The sequence below is a fragment of the Spirosoma sp. 48-14 genome (assembly GCF_001898575.1).
Lineage (GTDB): Bacteria > Bacteroidota > Bacteroidia > Cytophagales > Spirosomataceae > Spirosoma.
In genome coordinates this window covers 287,173-307,628 of record NZ_MKUD01000058.1, presented here as the reverse complement: position 1 = coordinate 307,628, position 20,456 = coordinate 287,173, and the positions used below count along the sequence as shown (strand labels likewise).

The 20,456-nt window shown below is 49.9% G+C and carries 12 protein-coding genes; 4 read left to right on the top strand and 8 right to left on the bottom strand.

The features are described 5' to 3' along the window. Positions 1 to 138 precede the first annotated feature (138 nt). From BGO59_RS26055 to BGO59_RS26035, 5 genes are all read right to left on the bottom strand, one after another. Complete coding sequence (locus tag BGO59_RS26055; protein ID WP_293688519.1) at positions 139 to 1,458, bottom strand: bile acid:sodium symporter family protein; 1,320 nt, start codon at positions 1,456 to 1,458, stop codon at positions 139 to 141. Between the two features lie 21 nt (positions 1,459 to 1,479). Continuing rightward, entirely contained in the window at positions 1,480 to 2,208 is a 729-nt protein-coding gene (locus BGO59_RS26050; RefSeq protein ID WP_293688517.1) for a D-lyxose/D-mannose family sugar isomerase, read from the bottom strand. A gap of 331 nt (positions 2,209 to 2,539) precedes the next feature. Then, a complete protein-coding gene (locus BGO59_RS26045; protein WP_293688515.1) occupies positions 2,540 to 4,420 on the bottom strand; it encodes an exo-alpha-sialidase in 1,881 nt (626 codons plus the stop codon). A 57-nt stretch (positions 4,421 to 4,477) separates the two neighbouring features. Beyond that, complete coding sequence (locus BGO59_RS26040; RefSeq protein WP_293688513.1) at positions 4,478 to 5,893, bottom strand: RagB/SusD family nutrient uptake outer membrane protein; 1,416 nt, start codon at positions 5,891 to 5,893, stop codon at positions 4,478 to 4,480. Positions 5,894 to 5,907: 14 nt separating this feature from the next. Continuing rightward, positions 5,908 to 8,982 carry a TonB-dependent receptor gene (locus BGO59_RS26035; protein WP_293688511.1) on the bottom strand — a complete coding sequence of 1,025 codons (3,075 nt, stop codon included), beginning with the start codon at positions 8,980 to 8,982 and terminating at the stop codon, positions 5,908 to 5,910. A 353-nt stretch (positions 8,983 to 9,335) separates the two neighbouring features. Between BGO59_RS26035 and BGO59_RS26030 the strand changes: the two genes are divergently transcribed. Beyond that, positions 9,336 to 10,361: a LacI family DNA-binding transcriptional regulator gene (locus BGO59_RS26030; protein ID WP_293688510.1), complete on the top strand. Its 1,026-nt coding sequence runs from the start codon at positions 9,336 to 9,338 to the stop codon at positions 10,359 to 10,361. A 292-nt stretch (positions 10,362 to 10,653) separates the two neighbouring features. Here the strand turns inward: BGO59_RS26030 and BGO59_RS26025 are convergent, their stop codons facing one another. Further along, positions 10,654 to 11,043 (bottom strand): DUF1398 family protein, encoded by a 390-nt coding sequence (locus tag BGO59_RS26025; protein WP_293688508.1) that lies wholly within the window; start codon positions 11,041 to 11,043, stop codon positions 10,654 to 10,656. 90 nt (positions 11,044 to 11,133) lie between these two features. Beyond that, on the bottom strand, positions 11,134 to 11,901 hold the full coding sequence (locus tag BGO59_RS26020; RefSeq protein ID WP_293688506.1) for a helix-turn-helix transcriptional regulator: 768 nt from the start codon (positions 11,899 to 11,901) through the stop codon (positions 11,134 to 11,136). 272 nt (positions 11,902 to 12,173) lie between these two features. Between BGO59_RS26020 and BGO59_RS26015 the strand changes: the two genes are divergently transcribed. The 3 genes from BGO59_RS26015 (at position 12,174) to BGO59_RS26005 (ending at position 16,600) form a co-directional block, all read left to right on the top strand. Beyond that, on the top strand, positions 12,174 to 13,907 hold the full coding sequence (locus BGO59_RS26015; protein WP_293688504.1) for a GMC family oxidoreductase: 1,734 nt from the start codon (positions 12,174 to 12,176) through the stop codon (positions 13,905 to 13,907). A gap of 104 nt (positions 13,908 to 14,011) precedes the next feature. Continuing rightward, complete coding sequence (locus tag BGO59_RS26010) at positions 14,012 to 15,178, top strand: S9 family peptidase (RefSeq protein WP_293688502.1); 1,167 nt, start codon at positions 14,012 to 14,014, stop codon at positions 15,176 to 15,178. A gap of 45 nt (positions 15,179 to 15,223) precedes the next feature. Next, complete coding sequence (locus tag BGO59_RS26005) at positions 15,224 to 16,600, top strand: Gfo/Idh/MocA family oxidoreductase (RefSeq protein WP_293688500.1); 1,377 nt, start codon at positions 15,224 to 15,226, stop codon at positions 16,598 to 16,600. 94 nt (positions 16,601 to 16,694) lie between these two features. On the opposite strand, the gene BGO59_RS26000 is transcribed toward BGO59_RS26005, so the two are convergent. After that, entirely contained in the window at positions 16,695 to 20,234 is a 3,540-nt protein-coding gene (locus BGO59_RS26000) for an SNF2-related protein (RefSeq protein ID WP_293688498.1), read from the bottom strand. Positions 20,235 to 20,456 lie beyond the last annotated feature (222 nt).

Below are 20,456 nucleotides of genomic sequence, written 5' to 3'. Positions count from 1 at the left end.
GCTCGTCGGGTTGGTCGTGTTCAAATCCTTGCTGTTACCAGTGGTTTAAGCTGGTGGTTCGGGCGGTTTGCTGGAGATAGATTGATAAATCCGGGTAAAGGTATTGCTGTGTAATATAGCGTTACAGCAGGGGCAATATCAGTGTAGCTCCACGTTGGATTCCAAACCAAGGTCGTTTATTACTTCTGGTTGCCTAACCGGCCGTTTCCGAAACCAGTTCGCCAGCGCTGACCCTGTTACATTTTGCAATGGGCCAAAGATAGCCGAAGCTAGCCCAACCGTAGCTACTTTGCCCATTTGCAGGGCCAGACCGGTAGCGATGCCCCCGTTTTGCATACCCACCTCAAAGGCAATAGTCCGGCGATCTTTTTCGGGTAAACCCAGCAGCAACGCGGTACAATAACCCACACTCAGGCCGATCAGGTTATGCAGCAGGCAGGTGACGATGAGCAGCCCACCCACCTGCAACAGATTGTCGCGCCCGGAAGCGGTAATGATCACGGTGTTGATGACAATGCCCAGCATGGCCGCAAACGACAGACAGTTCTCGATCATTGACCGGCTAATCTGCGGCCGATTTTTGAGCAGTATGGCCAGGGCCATCGGTAAGCCATAAAACCAGAAAAACGAGGTAAGTAATGCCGTAAAAAACTGCGTGACCAGCTGTTTGACAATGAGTTGCAGTAGCACATTGGTCAATGCGATGATCCCCGCAAACGCCAGAAGCTGAACGGTTTTGGCCTGTCGGGTTTCCTGGCCGTAATAAAACAGGTTAAAAATAAACCCGGCCACAATGGGGATAATGATCATGTTCGTGATGTCGATCATCATGTGTGCAATGTCGATCTCGACGTACTGACCGCCAAGCCATTTCATCAGAAAAGGAGTCACAAACGGCGATAGGATGGTCGAACACGCTCCAATGGTAACGGCTAGCGCCAGATTGGCCCCCGACAGATACGACATCACATTGGAAGCCATTGCACTCGATACGCAGCCAATCAGAATAACGCCCCCGGCAATTTCGGGCGGGAAATCGAACAGGTGCGATAGCGAAAAACCAACCAGTGGCATGATGATAAAATGACACCCAATACCGATCAGCACTCCTTTCGGCATTTTAATGACGCCTTTGAAATCATCGAAACTCATATGCGCTCCCATGCCAAACATGGTCAACTGAACGAACGGAACAATCAGCCGCTTAAGTTGAAAACCGCCAACGGTACCAAAATAGCCGGGGTAAAACATCGCCACCGTTACCGCAGCCAGAATCCATATTGTATACGAAAAGCCTTTCAGGGCCGCAAAGCCCCGAAAAGAGATGGCCAGTAAAACCAATGCCAGCACCAGCCAGGGACCCGCATCGGTCAGCGCATTTAACGTATACAGCACACCGGTTCCCAACAGAAGCAGTATAGCGAGGGCCAGTAGAATCGAATGAACGCGAGGTCGCATACTGAATAGAATTTCAGGTGGTTATTGACTGATAAGCGCAGGACTGGCTGCCGGATACTCATGGCAGAGGTAACAGAGCCGAGCTTCGTCTTCGTCGATTTCGGGGAATCGAACGCCATAGTCTACCAGAAAAACATTGTCGTTCAGGTCGTCGCAAACGCTCGAAATCTCGGCACTGAGCGTATAGCCCACTCCGTCGATTCGCCAGCCCGTGCCTTCTTCGCCCCAGAACTGATGGATGGTGCGTGGATGAATGGTCAGGCTCTCACCAGGATGCAACCGAACAATATCACCCGGTCCAAGTCGGCGGGAACAACCGTCTACCTGCGTCAGGAAGTTTTCGCGGGAAGGGTTGCCTTCGGCATCGGCTTTGGTCAGTTGAACCAGTACATTACCTCCAGCCCGGCAGATGATGTCTTCCCGCTTCGATAAGTGGAAATGAGCGGGAGCACGCTGATTTTCAGGGTCGATGAGCCATTTTTCAGCGTATTGCTTGGGGTATCCTGGCTGATTCATTCGGCCGTTTCGTACCGTAAATAGCGTACGACCGATGTTGTAGAAGTCTTTACTGCCAAAATCGGTTACGTCCCACCCCAGCATACAATCCCGAATTTCGTTGTACTCAGGCCCGGCCTGCTGCCATTGTTCAATCGACCAATGAGCAAATGGAGGAAGGTGCATTCCGAAATGAGCAATAACGGTTTTGGCCGTGCTGATGCTGGCATTGACCATGGAGCGTTTCAACTGCATAAAGTTGTGTGTTTGGAATTGATTTTTTAGAAAAAGCGATACCATTCCCCTCTGATTGGTAAAGGGGCACTTCTGAATGATAAAAAATGAAGGAATGGATTAGAGAACTAAGAAAACCGGCATACCAATGGCTGAGGCTTTGCTAATTACCAACCTATTTCTAGACTTTTGTTTGGCGTTTTTTGTCCTTCCGACGAAGGAGGAGTCTTATTTTTCCTTACCAATTGACGAGAGCAAGTGGAGATTCCTCCTTCGTCGGAAGGACAAGACTCCTTTGGGGCTTGTAGTCAACATTCAAACAGGACCAGATACAATCTAACATTCCGGTGCATTATCTGTACGCGTTGTAATTGCCAATCGCTTCCGAGACAGTCAACGCCCGGTTATATACCGAAACCTGGGTGAGTTGGCCATCCATACCAGCCCCAAGCGTTAGCTGGCGGGCACCCACTACCGATTTCAGGTACGGATTAAAGCGGCCCCAGCCAAACTGCCGGGTATTACCCCCATCGTTCAGGACACCATCGACCACAAAGGCAATAATTTTGGGGCCACCATCGACAATGATGCTGATATACTGCGGTTTATTGACCATCAGCATTCCCGCGTCGCAGCTCCAGGACGACTGAGTGCGCCCATCATTCATAACCAGTTCAAGGGTCTTTTGAGCGGTTGTCTGTACGTACCAGCCTTTTCCGGTACTGTCGCGGGTATCGGCTAACACCTGGTTTGCCGTCAGTTTTTTCAGAGTAAACGCCAGATCAATCGTGAAGCCGCTGGCAGTGCTCATGCCAGGTTGTTCGAGCTTTTTCGTATCCCGTTTGTAGAACTCGGGCAGAACCGGAGCCTCGACCGACTGGGGAAAAGCCCCTTTCTGATACGTCCAGTTTAGGGCCAGGCCATTGGTCGTTTTCTGCCGATTATCGAATTGATTCCACAACCCCATCAGCAATCGTTCGTCAATTTTATGGACGCGGGCAATGTCTTTCTGGGTTTCGGTGATGTAATAAGTCCCTTTATCTTCAACCAGATCAGGGTAACTCATCCGAATGAGTGGGTCATCGTCATACAGCAGTATTTCGGGCTGCGTCCACCGAATGATTTTCCCCTTGGGCGAGTCAGCTTCAATGCCTCCTAAGATCCAGGCCGGATTCCGGTCTTCGTAGGCCATGTTTCGGCGGTTGGGATGATCACGTATGAAATTGCCACCGTGGTTGTGGAACCAGTACAGAAACTTCCCATTCTCGCACTTCCAGGCAAAATTGGCGGCTCGTGGATGCTTGACCAGCCGACCATTGGCATAGCGCAGGTACTGGGGTACATCCCAGGTATGACCGCCATCGCGGCTGTAGGTATAAACCGGATGCCCGTCGATGGTACGGTACACGCAGAAGAAAGTGCCATCGCTTAGTACCGAAAAACTCTGCTCTTCGGCAATGGGGCCACCCACTTTCGGTGGTGTTCGCAGGCCGATATCGCCGTCAGGCAGGGTACTCCAGGTTGCTTTCGCCGGATCAGCGATGGTCAATAAGTCTGGGCTACGCAGCAGTGCCCCTTCGCTTGACGTAAAAAAGCCAACACCAAAGCCCCCCACTTTATGCACGGGTACGAAGGCAGCATTCTTATCCGTAAATGCCCGGCCAACGTTCCAGAAGTACTGAATTTTGCCGCCGTAGGGATTTTTTCGGTCAATGTCAAAATTGCGAATAGGAATCGTAATCCGATTGGCCGACCAGGTTTTGCCGTTATCGTCGGAGTATTTGAACACGAAATAGCCCTGGCTATCGACCCGTTTCACCAGTCCATCGGTATAGGGTGGATTATCGCCTTTGACGGCCCGGATATTATCGGTATTGTGGTTATAAAACACAAACACCCGCCCCGACGGCGCTTTCAACAGCACGGCATACGAGGCTTCGGGGCCATCGCCGGGTTCGACATCGCGTTTGTCGATCCAGGTTTTGCCCTGATCCAGGCTTCGCTGTGTGATAATATGCTGACCTGTAGCCCCTTCATGACCTGTTCCGGTAGTAAGCACGCACAACCACGCGCCATCGGCCGTTTTGACGATATAGGGCTGATCACTGTACGTCTCATCGGGAATAATGGTGCCCGTGGTGATGTTGCGGGTATCCTGGGCATACAGTGTCCCTGCAAACCAGGTGACGACGACAGCGAGAAAGCAGACTGTATTCCTTGATTTTATACGCATGAAATTCGCTGGTTTTCGGATAAGGTTGGGTATATTGATTTATGGATACGCCCTCAATTAATAGCCCGGATTTTGCGGCAACAGGTTTGGGTTCAACTGAATCTCTGTGTAATAGACTGGCAATAACGCTTTTTTATCGACGCCCAGCACGGCCTTTACCCGACCTGTTCTAAGCAGATCGTACCAGCGGTGGCCTTCAAAACAAAGCTCTACAAACCGCTCCTGCTCGATAGCCAGCAACAGGGCGTCTTTAGTCGTTGCTGTCGTATTGGTCAGCCCGGCCCGGTTGCGAATCCGGTTGACAAGGGCAGCCGCTTCGGTGGTTTTGCCCAGTTGTGCCAGCGCTTCGGCCTGCATCAGGATCACATCGGCCAGCCGCAGAAAAATAAAGTTCGTATCGCTGTAGCGGGTCGTGCCTACCACCGTTCCCATGTATTTGGCCACGGTGGGCAGGTTTGGGAATTGATCGGTAGCTGGGCTACTGTAGTAAATACTGGCCGATTTCCGAACATCACCAGCTTCAAACGCATCAACCAGTTTCTGGGAAGGAATAACCGTCTGGTTACCGCCCGTTGTGATCTTACTGCTACGGGGCAGGAAAAAGCTGGTCAGCGCATTGGTTTCCTGATTCGTGTAATTGTACTGAAGCTCGAAAATGGATTCCGACGTATTTTTCGTATTGAAAATCGTTGCATAATTAGCTCCTGAAACCAACGAATATGTGCCATTAGCCAAAACCTTAGCCGCATAATCGGCAGCCTGCTGCCATTCGTTGGTCTGATTATACGAACTCCGCCACAGATACACCTTACAAAGCAATGCCTGCGCAGCGCCCTGCGTGGCCCGGCCCCGCGTTTCGATGGCTGTCGAATAGGTAACGGACAATAGCGTTTCAGCCTGTTTCAGATCGGCAATGATCTGTTCCTGGACTTTATCCGCCGGAGTTCGGGCCGGTTGCAGGTCTTTGTCCAGCGATAAGGTTGGCGCCAGCACGAGGGGTGCAGCGCCCCATAACCGCACCAGGTAAAAGTAATTGAACGCCCGCAGAAAATAGGCTTCGCCCATAATCCGGTTTTTCACGCTGTTGATGGTTGAGCTCTTGATATTCGGCACCTGAGCCAGTACATTATTTACCCGATTGATTCCGTTGTAAAATCGGCTCCAGGGCGCATACGGGCTACTGGTACTAATATTATCATTCTGAAAATCGAGCGTATTCCCGTCAGTTATACCAATTTCGGCCACGGGCACCCGAAGGTTATCGGCGCGGGCATCGCCCCAGGTAATGTAACGAACCTCATCGCCCTGTAAGGCATCGTAACCCGTAATGATAGCGGCTTCGGCATCGGCCGCATTCTGGAAAAACGAACTCTGGGTCAGTGCACTGACGGGCACCTGATTGAGCACATCGGAACAGCCCGTTGCCAGCATGGTCAGCGCAAGTGTCAGGGTACTATAAGTAATTTTTTTCATGAGTACGGTCAGGTTTAGAATCCCAGATTAAGGCCAAACGTAATAGTGCGTACCTGCGGATAGGTTCCCAGGTCGATGCCCTGAAGCAAGGGCAGGCTACTGCGGAAATTCACTTCGGGGTCCATGCCTGAGTACTTGGTGAAGGTGAACAGATTCTGCCCCGAAACATACAGCCGCAGGTTATCAATCTTCACCCGCTTGAGCAGTGCCGACGGGAAAGTATACCCCAGCGTAGCCGTTTTCACCCGTAGGTAGGAGCCATCTTCGAGCCAGCGGCTCGACGGAAATCCGTTCCGGCCAATTGTGCTGGGGGTTCCGCGTGGCACATCGGTAACATCGCCTTCTTTGCGCCAGCTCCGTAGTACCTCGGTCGTAGCCGCATTGTAAACAAAACTACGGTTAGATGCCTCGCGGGTTTCATTGAAAATGTCGTTACCATACGACCATTGCATAAACACCGACAGATCGAAACCTTTGTAGGTGAATGTATTCGTGATACCACCGATGTGTTTAGGGTTCGCATTGCCGATGATGGTCCGGTCGGCATCGTTGATAATCCCATCCCCATTTGTATCTATATAAATCATATCACCCGCCACATACAAAGGCCCAGAGGCACTACCGTCGCGCATGTTGGCGGCTTTGGCTTCTTCGGACGTGGCATAGACGCGCCCGGTATACCGTTGCCCGAAGAAAACACCAATTGGTTCGCCTACCCGGCCCAGTCCCTGTGGAGCTGATCCGTAAAAGGTAGCATCGGCACTGGTCTGAATAATGTCGGCGTTGTTGTTCGACAGGCTCAGAATTTTGTTTCGGTTGAAAGCGATGTTGAACGAGGTTGTCCAGCTAAACCCGTTAGCTCCGCCGATGATGTTCTGACTGGTGATGCTGAATTCCAGTCCTTTATTCTGCGTGTTGCCCACATTCTGCAAAGCCGAACCAAAGCCCGTCGTTGTCGGGAGGTTTACGGAGAGCAGCAGCGCATTCGTCCGTTTTAGATAGGCATCAGCCGTCAGGTTGATCCGGTTGTTGAGCAGCGACACATCCAACCCAATATCCGATTGGGTGGTAGACTCCCAACTTAACGATGGATTCGGAATGGCCGACAACGCAATACCCGCTTTGCCGATGTAGTTACTGCCGGTACTGTATAACCCTTGCGACCCAAAATCGCTAATCGACTGGTTACCAACTACACCGATGCTGGCCCGGAGTTTGAGGTCAGTAATGATCGGTATGTTTCGCATAAAGGATTCCTGCGAAATACGCCAGCCTGCCGAAACTGACGGGAATAGGCCATAGCGTTTATCAGCCCCAAACCGCGACGAGCCATCGCGACGGAGGGTAGCGGCCAGCAGGTATTTATCGTTGTAGCTATAATTCAATCGGGCAAAATACGACACCAGCCCCCAGGACGTTTTGCTGCTCGACGCGGCCGTTGGGCTGGCAGCCGCATTCAACGTCGTGATGTTATCGGTTGCGCCCTGACTGGCCGCAGCCGACAGGTTGAAACTTTTGGATTCCTGCACGCTATAGCCCAGTAAACCTGAAAAACTGTGTTGCCCAATAGAGTGGCTATAATTCAGCGTATTTTCATTTACCCAGGTAAATACGTCACCATACGACGCCGTACCTGGTCTGGCTGATCCACCCTGAATCGTGCTGGGCGTGAAACGTTCGTCTCGTGTACCCGAATAGTCAATGTTCAGCGTCGAGCGTAACGTAAGCCCTTTCCAGAGGTCGTAGTCGCCGTAAATATTACCCACCAGTCGATTGTTGACCGTAAACCAGGACGTGAGCATGGCCAGTCCAACCGGATTGGGCCGCTGAATCTGATCCAGAAAAGTATAGGAACCATCGGGATTATAGACAGGTGAGAATGGCAGGTTACGCATCGCATTAGGAATGATGGCGTTCAGGTCGTCGCCTTCGGGAACCCGGTCGCGTTTGCCCGTCGACAGCAGAATATTTGCCCCCGTCTTGAAACGATCCGACGCTCGATGGTCGATGCTGAACCGCCCCCGGTATGTATCATAACCTGAGCTGATCACGACGCCTTTCTGGTTGAAATAGCCCAGGCTGGCCGCATAGGTTGTTTTGTCGTTACCACCCCGCAGCGAAATTTCATAGTTCGAAACGGCTCCCTGCTGGTAAATCTCGTCTTGCCAGTTGGTGTTGTAGACCGCCACACCATTGCGAAAAAGCGTATCCAGGCCCAATCGAACTTCCTGTGTACCGGCATTGGCATTCGCATTCAGAATATAATCCCGCTCCTGATAAGCATCGAGCATCGGAATTTTTCGCCGAACATCCATAACGCCCGTATAGGCGCTCAGGTTGATCGCTGTTTTGCCCGATTTGCCCCGTTTGGTCGTTACGATAATAATGCCGTTGGCTCCGCGTGCTCCGTAAATAGCTGTTGCCGAGGCATCTTTCAGGACTTCCATCGACTGAATATCATTCGGATTGACCACACTGATGTCGCCCGTAATCGGTACGCCATCGACAATATACAGTGGATCGTTACCCGCATTGAGCGATGTTACCCCTCGGATGCGAACGTTCGGTGCCGACCCTGGTGCACCACTGTTGTTGGTGATCTGTACGCCGGCAATTCGTCCCTGCAACGCTTCGAGTGGTCCCCGAACGGGCAGATTTTCCAGCTCTTTTCCTTTCACCGAGCCCACCGAGCCAGTAAGGTCTTTCCGTTGCTGAGTTCCGTAACCGACAACTACCACTTCGTTTAAGGCTTTCATATCGGCCTTCAGTACTACGTTGATGACGGTTTTGTTACCCACCGATTGTTCCTGTTTTTCATAGCCTACGGAACTAAACACCAGCGTAACGTTTCCATCTGGAACACTAAGATTATATTGCCCTGACTCATTCGTTGTTGTGCCAATGGTTGTGCCTTTCACGGCAATCGTGACGCCGGGTAAAGTCTCGCCGGTTTCGGAGGTTACCGTACCTTTAATAGACATAGCTTTTAGAGCCATCCCTCCGGTTCCATGCGCCATCAGCTTTGGGTTAATAACCAGTAAGGCTAAGAATAGGAATACCCATCCTACTTGTTTTAGCGATTCGTTCATAAGCGTACGAGGATTGGAATAGTTATATTATACAGGTTATTCATGTTCGTTTGAAATCCCGCTCAAACAGCCTTTTTATTAGCTGAACGGTCATCGAATTTATAGGAATAAGTGGCGGTATCGCAAGTAGAATTGACTGTTTTAAAGGTTTTGTTGTGAAAAAACGTTACCGGAAACGTTGCCGGAAACAGTACTAGAGTAGCTGGCTTTTCAGGAATGAAGGCAATGTGATAGTAGAATTTTCTTCCCTTATAAAGGATTACACCTTTGTCAGCCTTGATTGAAGGAGGAGGCTATCATGAAAAAAAGACAATAACAAAGCGACTAAATACTTTAACTGGATCATGTAAGCTATGAGAGGTAAACAACCAACTATCTGGGACATTGCCATTAAGTTGAATGTTTCCATATCAACGGTGTCGAGAGCATTAAGGAATGCGCCGGACATCAATCCCGAAACGAAGAAAGCCATACTTGACCTGGCCCACCAGTTAGATTATCAGCCCAATACTGTTGCTGCCAGTTTGCGAAAAAATAAAACTGATATTATTGGGGTAATGGTCCCTGAGTTTGTTCATGCCTACTTCCCAAATGTTATTCTGGGTATTCAGGAAGTGGCTAATGCCGCTGGCTATAAGGTGATGGTTATGCAGTCCAGCGAATCGCTGGATATTGAAAAGCATAATTTACAGGCTATGGTATCGAGTCGGGTCGATGGCCTGATTCTGGCGATTACGCGGGAAACGAACGATTACGATCATATCGTTGCCGCTCAACGGAAAGGCTTACCAATTGTATTTTTCAATCGGATCGTGGATGAACTCCAAGGCTCTAAGGTGATGGTTGACGATTATACCGGTGCTTTTACGGCTGTTCAGCATCTGATCCAGACGGGTTGTCGGCGGATTGCTCATTTGGCAGGCCCCGAAAACATGACCATTGGCCGAAATCGACTGAATGGCTATCTAGATGCCTTAAAAGCGCATCAATTCCCCCTTGATGAAACTCTGGTGATGCATTGCGATTTTGTAGAAGGGCGTGCCCGGAAATATACGCAATTATTACTTGATAGGCCCGACCGACCCGATGCTCTGTTTGCCGTCAATGATCCTACTGCTATTGAAGCACTTATTTGTATTCAGGAAAATGGGCTTTCGATTCCGAATGATATTGCTCTGATTGGTTTTTCAAACGCCCCACACAGTACGTTTGTTACTCCTCCACTTACATCGGTGGTGCAGCCGATTCACGAAATTGGTCAGTTGGCCGCTCAACTATTAATCCGGCAGATTACCACACCCCAACAATTTACACCTGAGATTCGTATTTTGGATACAACGCTGGTAATTCGCCAGTCAACTCGTCCTTTAGTAGGGTAATGGAATTACAGGGAATCACATACTAAAGTCTTTTCGGCATCAGCATCTATTTAGCTGACATCATGTTAAAGGTTGATTGTTATTGGCCATCGATACGATCAACAGAGCTACTATAACCGGATCCCCCGTGTTTGTGTGCTGGTCTGTCAACTACGGGTGTACACGGACTGCAATTCAGGGTCTTGTGAAAGCCTTTTGGGGCCAATTTACTCGCTCTAACACATAAACTTAGTTGAATCATTAGACCCGATTATGGCTCTCGCATTAGCGCCAGTAAGACGACCAAATCTAGTTAAGCAGGAATATTTTCTACCAATACCTGATTGCCTGATTTGTCGAAATAGATGCAGGTCATAGCTTCAAGATTGACAACCCATTTTTCGATACCTGTGGCAGCACTTGCCTTACAAAATGCATAGTAGTCCGTCTGGCCTTGCTGATGAATACTCAGGGCGTGGGAAAATGCGTCTTTATTGATGGTATCGGAGATGAGTAGTTGGGCATACACAGGCTCCGATGAAGTCTGGTAGTTGTCGTTGCCGAAATAATCGGTATGGCTGTCAACGACCCACGTTTCAAAAGCCCTGACACCTAGTTGTTTGATTTCCTGAATGTAATTAGGGAAGTCGGCTCCTGATTGAACCTTAGCATGAGCTGCTTTGATTTGTGTTACTGTAAACATGATTTGTTGTTGGTAAACGATTGGCTGAATGATTAGTCTGGCGCAAAGGTCCAACAAACAGAGGGTGGGGGATTGTAAAAAATCGTTTATCTACTCAGCCCATTTAATGTGTTCCGGAGTTTCTCCCGTGTATCGCTTAAAGGTTTTGATAAAGTGTGATTGATCGAAAAAATTATGCTCATAGCAAATTTCGGTCAGCGATTTTGAGCTGGTTGTCAGGTCGTTGAATACAGTGTTGAAGCGAACGATAGAGGCAAATTTTTTAGGGGTTGTGCCCACCAGTTTCCTGAATCGTTTTTCCAAAGGACTTTGGCTGGTCGCTAGTTTTCGATTAAGCTCCGAAATCCTGATCGTACCCTTCGATTCATAAATAAGCCTCACTGCTTCAATAACCAGCTTATCGCGTTGAATCACCTTGAGTTGAGAAAGCAGGAATCGTTCAACAACCCGTATGCGTTCGCTGTCCGTTTGAGCCAGTGCCAACTTCTCTTCCGTTTCATTAATCGTCTGTTTGCTGAAAAGGGTATCGAGCGAAATACTTTGGTTGAATAGTTCATTAGCTGGGCAGGATGTAAAAAAAGCCAGACCAACTTCTGTGAAAAAGACGAGAATCGTTCCTATATCGGCCGAGTTTTTGAACACCTTAACATGGTCGGAAAGACCCGTTATGCCTGCCGTCGATAGCTGGTTTGTCTGGCCCTTTGTGATGCTGGCTAATTGCCCCTGATACTGAAAGCCAATGACCAGGCTGGTCGATGGAAAGATTTTATAGGTAGTCTCTTCCGTGCTTTCTGAAATGACAAAGTGCTTTATGTAAGGCTTTAGTGAATCAACCGGTGGTATCTTGTCAAACCTCATTCTGGCGATGAGAATTAGCCTATGATTTTTCCCGTAAAGATACCAATAGTTTGTTGCCTTATCTATTTGCTTTTATAATTATCATGCTGGTAATGCGCTGATAAGCAGGGTTTTGTTTGGTTTTTCCTGCTTGCGTGTTTCAGGCAGAAAAAACGGTGACATGAATTGCCTGAACTCGTACGTTATATACAATAGAAGTTGCTGGTTTATCTGGTTCGAATGCGATCTTTGTACTGTTTTTGTAACGTATCTAATTTCTAATAGCATTATTTATGAGTTCCTTTCATCAACAGCCGCCCATTCCATCGGGTAAAAAATTCGATGCAATCGTCGTAGGGTCAGGTATTAGCGGAGGGTGGTCGGCCAAGGAACTTGCTGAGAAAGGCCTGACTGTGTTGCTTCTCGAACGGGGCCGCATGATCGAGCACGTAACGGATTACCATACAGCAACCAAAGCCCCCTGGGAATTTCCGCATCATAACCTGTCAGTGCCTCTGGAAACGCTTAAACAATACCCTGTTCAGAACCGGACGGGATTTACGATAACTGAAGCTACTCACCAGCATTTCGTCAATGATCTGGACAATCCGTATGTCGAAGAAAAACCGTTCGACTGGATTCGCGGGTATCATGTGGGTGGGCGTTCGCTCATGTGGGGTCGTTATTCCTTCCGATTCTCGGACCTCGATTTTGAAGCCAACGCCAAAGAAGGTATCGGCACCGACTGGCCAATCCGCTATAAAGACATCGCTCCCTGGTATGATTATGTCGAGAAGTTTGCCGGTATTGCCGGGAACCGCGATGGCCTGCCGCATTTGCCCGACGGACAGTTTCAGCCCGCCATGCCTGATAACTGCGTTGAGCAGCATTTCCGAAAATCGGTCAATAGCCAGTTTGCAGATCGGAAAGTAATTTCGGCACGGGCGGCTCATCTGACGGCTCCTACGCCGGAGCAAACAGCTTTGGGCCGGGCAAAATGTCAATACCGAAACCTGTGTATGCGGGGCTGTCCGTATGGCGCGTATTTTAGCACCCAGTCGGCAACCTTACCCGCTGCCCGACGCACCAAACGACTCACCGTTCGGCCACATTCGATTGTTAACTCCATTATCTACGACGAAAAAACCGGACGGGCTACGGGCGTTCGGGTGATCGATGAGCAAACGCACCAGTGGCATGAGTTCAGGGCAAGTATTATTTTTCTGAATGCTTCGGCATTAGGCTCAACCTACATCCTGATGAACTCGAAGTCGAAGCGGTTTCCGAACGGGATGGACGATAGTGGTCAGTTGGGCCGTAATCTGATGGATCATCATTTTCACGTAGGAGCCCACGCCGATTACGACCACGATCTGGATAAATACTACTACGGACGGCATCCGGCCGGGCTCTATATTCCGCGCTTTCGCAACTTACCTGGTCAGGCAGGCCAGTCCTTCAAACGTGGGTATGGCTTTGAGGTGTATACCGGCCGCGAAAATTGGGATCATGCGTTTCAGCTTGACGGTTTCGGGGCTGATTTTAAGGAGCAAGCCACGCAGTTTGGCCAGTGGAAAATCACGCTGGATGCTTTTGGCGAGTGTATGCCCTACGAAGACAACCGGGTTTCTCTGACCGACGAAGTCAAAGACAAGTGGGGCCAGCCAGTTCTGAAAATGGATGTCCATTACCGCGAAAACGAAACCCTTATGCGGAAAGATGCACACGACCAGGCTGTACTGATGCTCGAAAAAGCAGGTTTCTCCAACATTAGTGGTTTCGATAGCCAGGCGCATCCGGGGCTGAGCATTCACGAAATGGGCACAGCCCGCATGGGGAAAACGCCTAAAAACTCGGTCTTCAACAAGTTCAACCAGCATCATGCTGTCAAGAATGTATTCTGTACCGATGGGGCCTGTATGACATCGTCGCCCTGTCAGAATCCGTCGCTGACCTACATGGCTCTTTCGGCACGGGCGGCCGATTATGCCGTGAAAGCGTTGAAGCGGGGTGACATTCCGCGCTAAATCGGGTTTTTTGGCGTCTTCGGGCAGGCGAAGGAGTAAGAGTTTGCAAAAGCCTTCTTTGGGTTTTGCTACCCTATTCAATCCGTTCGCTGTCAAGAAGAACCATGCGTATCCAAAATTTATTGATCTGTTATCTGGCAGGGCTGGTGGGTGTGATGGCACAACCCAATCCTGCCCGACCTGATTTGTGCCAGGGAGCTTATTTTACGGAGGAGGAAGGAGCCAAAGCGTTACAGACCTTCGCCAGTACCTATCATGATCGAGCCAGTTGGGAAGCCCGTGCAGCGTTGATCCGAAAAGGCATTCGGGAAGGGATGAAACTACCTGATAAGCCGAAGTTTGCCCCGCTTCAACCCATACGGCATAGTCTCCGGCAAATGAATGGTTACACCGTCGAAAACGTCGCATTTGAAAGCTTGCCTGGACTTTTCGTAACGGGGAATCTATACCGGCCATTGAACGTCAAAGGAAGAGTGCCGGGTATTCTTTGCCCCCATGGTCACGGAGGCAATCAGAACAACCGCCTGATGGAATATACCCAGCAGCGTTGTGCAACGCTGGCGCGGATGGGAGCCGTTGTGTTTGCGTATGATATGCTGGGCTATGGCGACTCGAAGCAGACCGACCATAAGATTGCCGAAGCGTTGACCTTACAGACACTGAATGGAATGCGGTCGCTGGATTTTCTGACCAGCCTGCCTAATGTCGATACGGACCGGATTGCTATGTCGGGCGAATCGGGAGGAGGAACGCAAACGTTTGTGTTGACGGCACTTGATCCGCGTATTAAAGTCTCGGTGCCCGTTGTGATGGTGTCGGCCCATTTCTTCGGCGGCTGTGTCTGCGAAAGTGGTATGCCAATTCATAAACGACCCACTCATCAAACCAGTAATGTCGAGATAGCCGCACTGGCGGCTCCCCGGCCCATGTTGCTGGTTTCGGACGGGAAAGACTGGACGAAAAACACACCCTCAGTAGAATATCCCTATATCCAGAACATCTACGGCTATTACGGGGCAAAAGACCGGGTCGAAAACGTTCATTTACCTACCGAAGGCCACGATTATGGGCCTAATAAACGATTAGCCGCCTATCAATTCCTGGCGAAGCACCTGAAACTCGATCTGGCTCGTGTGCAGAAAAATGGACAGATCGACGAATCGCCTAATACAATACTCGAACCAACCGATTTACAAGTCTTTACGGCCGAACACCCACGACCCACCCGCGCTGTTGTGGGCGACGATGCCGTGATGGCGCTTCTAAAATAAACCCTTATACAAACCCGGCTCTAGCTGCCTAAATCCTCAACTTGCATGGATAATTTTAATATCAACCGCCGTCAATTTATACAAGGCTCTACCGCTTCGTTGGCACTGTCGACCTTTGGTGCCCGAGGACTGGATTTAATGAACCCACCGAAAGCGTATCGAGTAGCATTAATAGGTACGGGCTGGTACGGTAAAAGTGATTTGTTTCGGCTGATTCAGGTGGCTCCGGTTGAAGTCGTGGCTCTGTGTGACGTCGATAAACATATGCTCGATAATGCGGCTAAAATGGTCAGCCAGCGGCAGAAATCGGGTAAAACGCCTAAGCTGTACGGCGATTACCAGAAAATGCTGGCTGAAAATCAGCTGGATATTGTCCTGATCGGTACGCCCGATCACTGGCATGCACTTCAAATGATCGACTGCGTAAAAGCCGGGGCAAACGTGTATGTGCAAAAGCCGATTAGTGTCGACGTAATGGAGGGCGAAGCAATGGTAGCGGCTGCCCGTAAATACAACAAAGTCGTACAGGTGGGAACACAGCGTAAAAGTACCCCGCACCTAATCGAAGCCAAGAAACGAATCGTTGATGCCGGGTTGCTTGGAAAAATATCGCACGTAGAGATGTCCTGTGATCTACATATGCGCAACAACGGTAACCCACCCGTACAGGCTGTTCCTGACTTCCTCGACTACAACATGTGGACGGGCCCGGCGCCCCTTCGCCCCTACGATGGCCTGCCTCACGTGCGTTGGTGGCGGACGTTTATGGAGTATGGCAATGGCATCACGGGTGATATGTGCGTACACATGCTCGATACCGTTCGCTGGATGCTGAAACTCGGCTGGCCGAAGCGAATTACCTCACATGGCGGTATCTACGTACAAAAAGAAGGTAAGTCGAACATTTCCGATACGCAGTCGGCCCTGTTTGAATACGATGAACTGAACTGTGTGTGGCACCATAAAACCTGGGGTACCGCCAACAACCCCGATTATCCCTGGTCGTTCACGCTATATGGTGAAAAAGGCACGCTGTGGGGCAGTACCATGCAGGCCGATTTTATTCCGGACGGAAAAGGTGAAAAGATTCACTTCGACGTCGTGTACGAAAAAGAGAAATATCCAGAAGACGTTACGGAAGATACCAACCCCAAAATTGAGTTAAACGCGGCTCCGGCTACGCGCTTGCACATGCTCAACTTCCTGGATGCCATCGAGAAAAATTCACGGCCAGTTGCCGATATTGAAGAAGGCCATATTTCGACCGCTAGCTGTATCCTGGCCAATATGGCGATGAAAACGGGCCGCCCGATGGTGTATGATCCGGTGAAGCGTGAAGTGGTTGGTGATAAAGAAGCGACTAAAATGCTGGCAAGGGAATACCGCTCACCATACGTTCACCCCGATCCGAAGAAAGTATAAAGCTATCGGATAGCCAGAAACCCGTAAATTCCTGGATTGTATTCAACGAATTAACGTTAATTCGTTGAATACAATCCAGGAATTTACAAGTTTTTTAGCCTAGAGTCACTAATTCTTTCAGTTCTGTGTCGCTTAAGTCCCCCAGCCAGGTTTCGCCGGTTTTGATACTGAGGTCGGCCAGTTCTTTTTTGTTGCGGATCATGGCGTCGATTTTCTCTTCCATAGTTCCCTGATTGATAAGTCGATATACCAGTACGTTTTTGGTCTGGCCGATACGGAAGGCCCGGTCGGTGGCCTGTGATTCAACGGCCGGGTTCCACCATAAATCGTAATGGATAACGTGGTTGGCCTGCGTGAGGTTAAGCCCGGTTCCGCCCGCTTTAAGTGACAGAATAAATGTGTGGTCGCTTCGGTTTTTCTGAAACTGCTCAACCATCCGGTCGCGCTCGTCGCGGGATGTGCCGCCATGCAGAAACAGAGGAGGGGTTCCGAATGCCTGTTGGATAAACTGAACCAATAACTGGCCCATTTCCTGATATTGGGTGAAAATGAGCACTTTTTCGTGGCTGGCGTAGATGTTTTCCAGCAGATTCAGCAGCAGCGTAGTTTTGCCGGATAAGGCTGGCGTATCGGCCCCTTGTTTCAGATACTGGCGCGGGTGGTTCCCAATTTGCTTGAGAGCGGTCATTAATTTCAGCACCAGACCCCGGCGGGCAATACCGTCTTTTTGCTGAATGGCCCGCAGGCTTTCCTGCACCACACTTTCATACAACGCAGCCTGTTCAGTCGTGAGCGTACAGAACTGGTTATTCTCAATCTTATCGGGTAGGTCGCTGATAATACTGCGGTCGGTTTTGACCCGACGAAGCAGGAAGGGGCTCGCTATGCGCCGGAACTGGTCAAGCTTCTGGTGGTCGCGTTCCTGCTGAATAGGCTTGCCAAACTCCTCGTTGAATTTACCCACGCCACCCAAATACCCTTTGTTCACAAAGTCCATGATGCTCCAGAACTCCGATAGCCGGTTTTCGATGGGGGTACCGCTGAGAGCAATGCGAATCGGTGCTTTTAAGGCTTTGACCGCTTTGGTTTGCTCGGTATCGGAGTTTTTAATGTTCTGCGCTTCATCAATGATCACAACCGCCCAGTTGGTTTTCTTCAGCTTGTCGAGATCGGAGCGTACTACTCCGTAGGTGGTTAGCAACAGGTCATAATCTTTTGTCTTATCATCGGGAAGTTTTCGGCTCGAACCGTGATAAATCAATGGGCGAAGATCGGGGGCAAAGCGGGCAATTTCTTTTTGCCAGTTGGTCAGTAGGGTGGTTGGCAACACCACCAGCCCTTTTTGCTTTTTGAACCGGCCTTCCTGCTTGAACTTGAGCAACAATGCAATAATCTGAAGCGTTTTACCCAGCCCCATGTCGTCGGCCAGCAGGCTTCCCATACCGAGTGATGTATTTTTCATCAGCCAGTCGTACCCGCGTTGCTGGTAGGGGCGTAACGTAGCGTTCAGGGCATCGGGGAGCGGTTGTGACGCACTTTCAGTAAACTGTTTGACCAGTGTTCTGACTTCGGCCGATAAGCCCAGTCGGCCACCTTTGTACTCTTCGGCCAACGCTGCCTTAAGCAAATCCGAGCCAGTCAGTTCGGGTGGATTTTCGAGTTGCTTGTAAAGTTTCGTTAGTTCGTTCGGGTCTATCAATACATACTGATCCTTGATCTTGACCAAACCTGTTGTATGGCCCACTAGCCTCTGAAACTCATTTACACTGATCATCTCTTCGCCAAGTGCTACCTGCCAGTCGAACGTCAGCATATCGTCCAGTCGCATAAAGGCATTGTTTGCGGTTACTTTGGCTTTCAGACGGCCACCTGCCTGCGGACGGACCCAGTGTTGTAAGGATTTGGGTAGCCAGAGCGAAATACCCAGCAACTGCATACGGGGTAAGGTCTCAAGCAACACATCGACAAATAGGCTGGGCGAATAGGTCAGATAGGCCGGGCCTCCCATTTTAGTCAATCGGGCTAAATCCGGAAAGTGCCGCGACAGCACCAGCAAATCCTGCAAAACAGCCATCCGTATGCCCTGGTGCTTCTTTTTGGTCAGGAGATCAGGTAATGGAATAGGCGGATCGAGTGTGCCTTTGGCGGTTTTCGATTCGCGGTCGCGGATGAGCAGACTTAAGCGAAACTCATCACCGAAGGGAGTGTCATTGTCTTCAACGGCAACAATGGGCACAAATCGTTTGTGAGTCAGGAAGAAGTCGTTGAGCCAAAGCTGGATGGCAAGGGGCATCTCCTTTCGTCCAAATCCTTCAAATCGCAGCGTTTCGATGCCGAAAAACAGTCGGTCAGCATCTTCCAGGGGCCAGCGTTCCCAAAGTTCGATAGTCGTTGGTTTGATGACCCGTCGTAAAAACAGCGAGCAAAGCGTTAAGACCAACTGTTCACCAGGTAAGGCCAGCCATTCTTTTTGCCAGCGGACCGTCAGCAGGGTAGGTGGAATTTGCGAAGCCAGGAGTTCGGTTTGCTGTTTTACGAATTCGTTGAGCATGGCCGGAATCCAGCGTACCCGGTACTGATCTTCACCGGGCGTTACCCGTAGCAATTGCGGCACTATGGCCCCCCGACGCAATAGCGCAGCCGAAAATTGATGGGTAAGGTACAACGCTCGGACCGAATCGCTCATTTCGGGCCAGTCGGCTTCGGTAAGCGTGTTGATCCAGCCCACCAGATCGCTCATTTTGAATCCGCTAAGCGGACGAGGTTCGCCATGCTCGCTGAAAATGTTGATCTTTTTGACCGACATTACTTCATCGAGCTGGAGTTCGATGCTATCGCTGAAGTCGGGCCGCTCGTCAGGCGGTAACGGTTTCTCGTCGGATAAGGGCTTGCTGAATAGTTTATAGGCGCGGGTTAATGATTTATGGAAATCGCCTTTGGTGAACGTAACATCTGGAGAAAGCAAGCCTAGCAGTTGTTCCGATAAGGCTGGGATTGTGGCATAATCCAGGTGGGTACGGGCAGCTTCGGAGGGTTGCCAGTCTTCATCGTCGGGCAGTTCGTCGGTGCAAATGTCTTTAAATGACAGCACCTGACTCATACTACCTCCTACATCGACCTGATCTTTTTGTAACTCCTCCAGAATGTCCAGCCCTTTTAGCTGGAAAACCAGAAAAGGATTCCGATCAATCTCGTTGGCAATAATGTAAACAACGGCTGCAACGTGCTTGCACGGAACGGCAAGGTCGGGGCAGGAGCAACCCATCGACAAATCCCGGAACGATGCCGGAAATAGTTGGATGCCTCTCCGATTGACGAACTCTGTCAGCTCAGGAGGTAATTGCCGGTTCAGAAGTTGAGCTAGTGTTGCTGGGTTTTCGCGAATTTCGGTCAGAAGCCAGGTTCGTTCCTGCTCCGTAAACAGCGGTACCGACAGCTTTATTTTATAGGGCCGGGGTGCCGTTCCTTTCACGGAGGCACTAATCTGATTGGTCGAAATAAGCAGGCCCATAACGGCCCCCTTGTTGGCATAGCTTTTTCCGCGTGGCAGGCGGTTTGCCATATCAATGCTTGCCAGAGCATTAAGCCATTTCTGGCCCCACCATGTTTTGCCGTAAGCGATCCGTTCTGCCATTTATGCCGAAAAACAATTAATTCGGGTACAAAAGTAGGTTATTCAGGACTTTGCAAGGAGCCATGCCGTATTGTCTTCGACCTCGCACGGCTCTTTGTGTAACGATTGAACAACCAAAATCGCGTAATTGTGTGTCAATAAGCAAGATTTCTTTTATTAATGCGATGGTATTCTGTCAGATGGATTCGTAAAGTTGGACTGGTCATCGACAAAAGCGAAAAT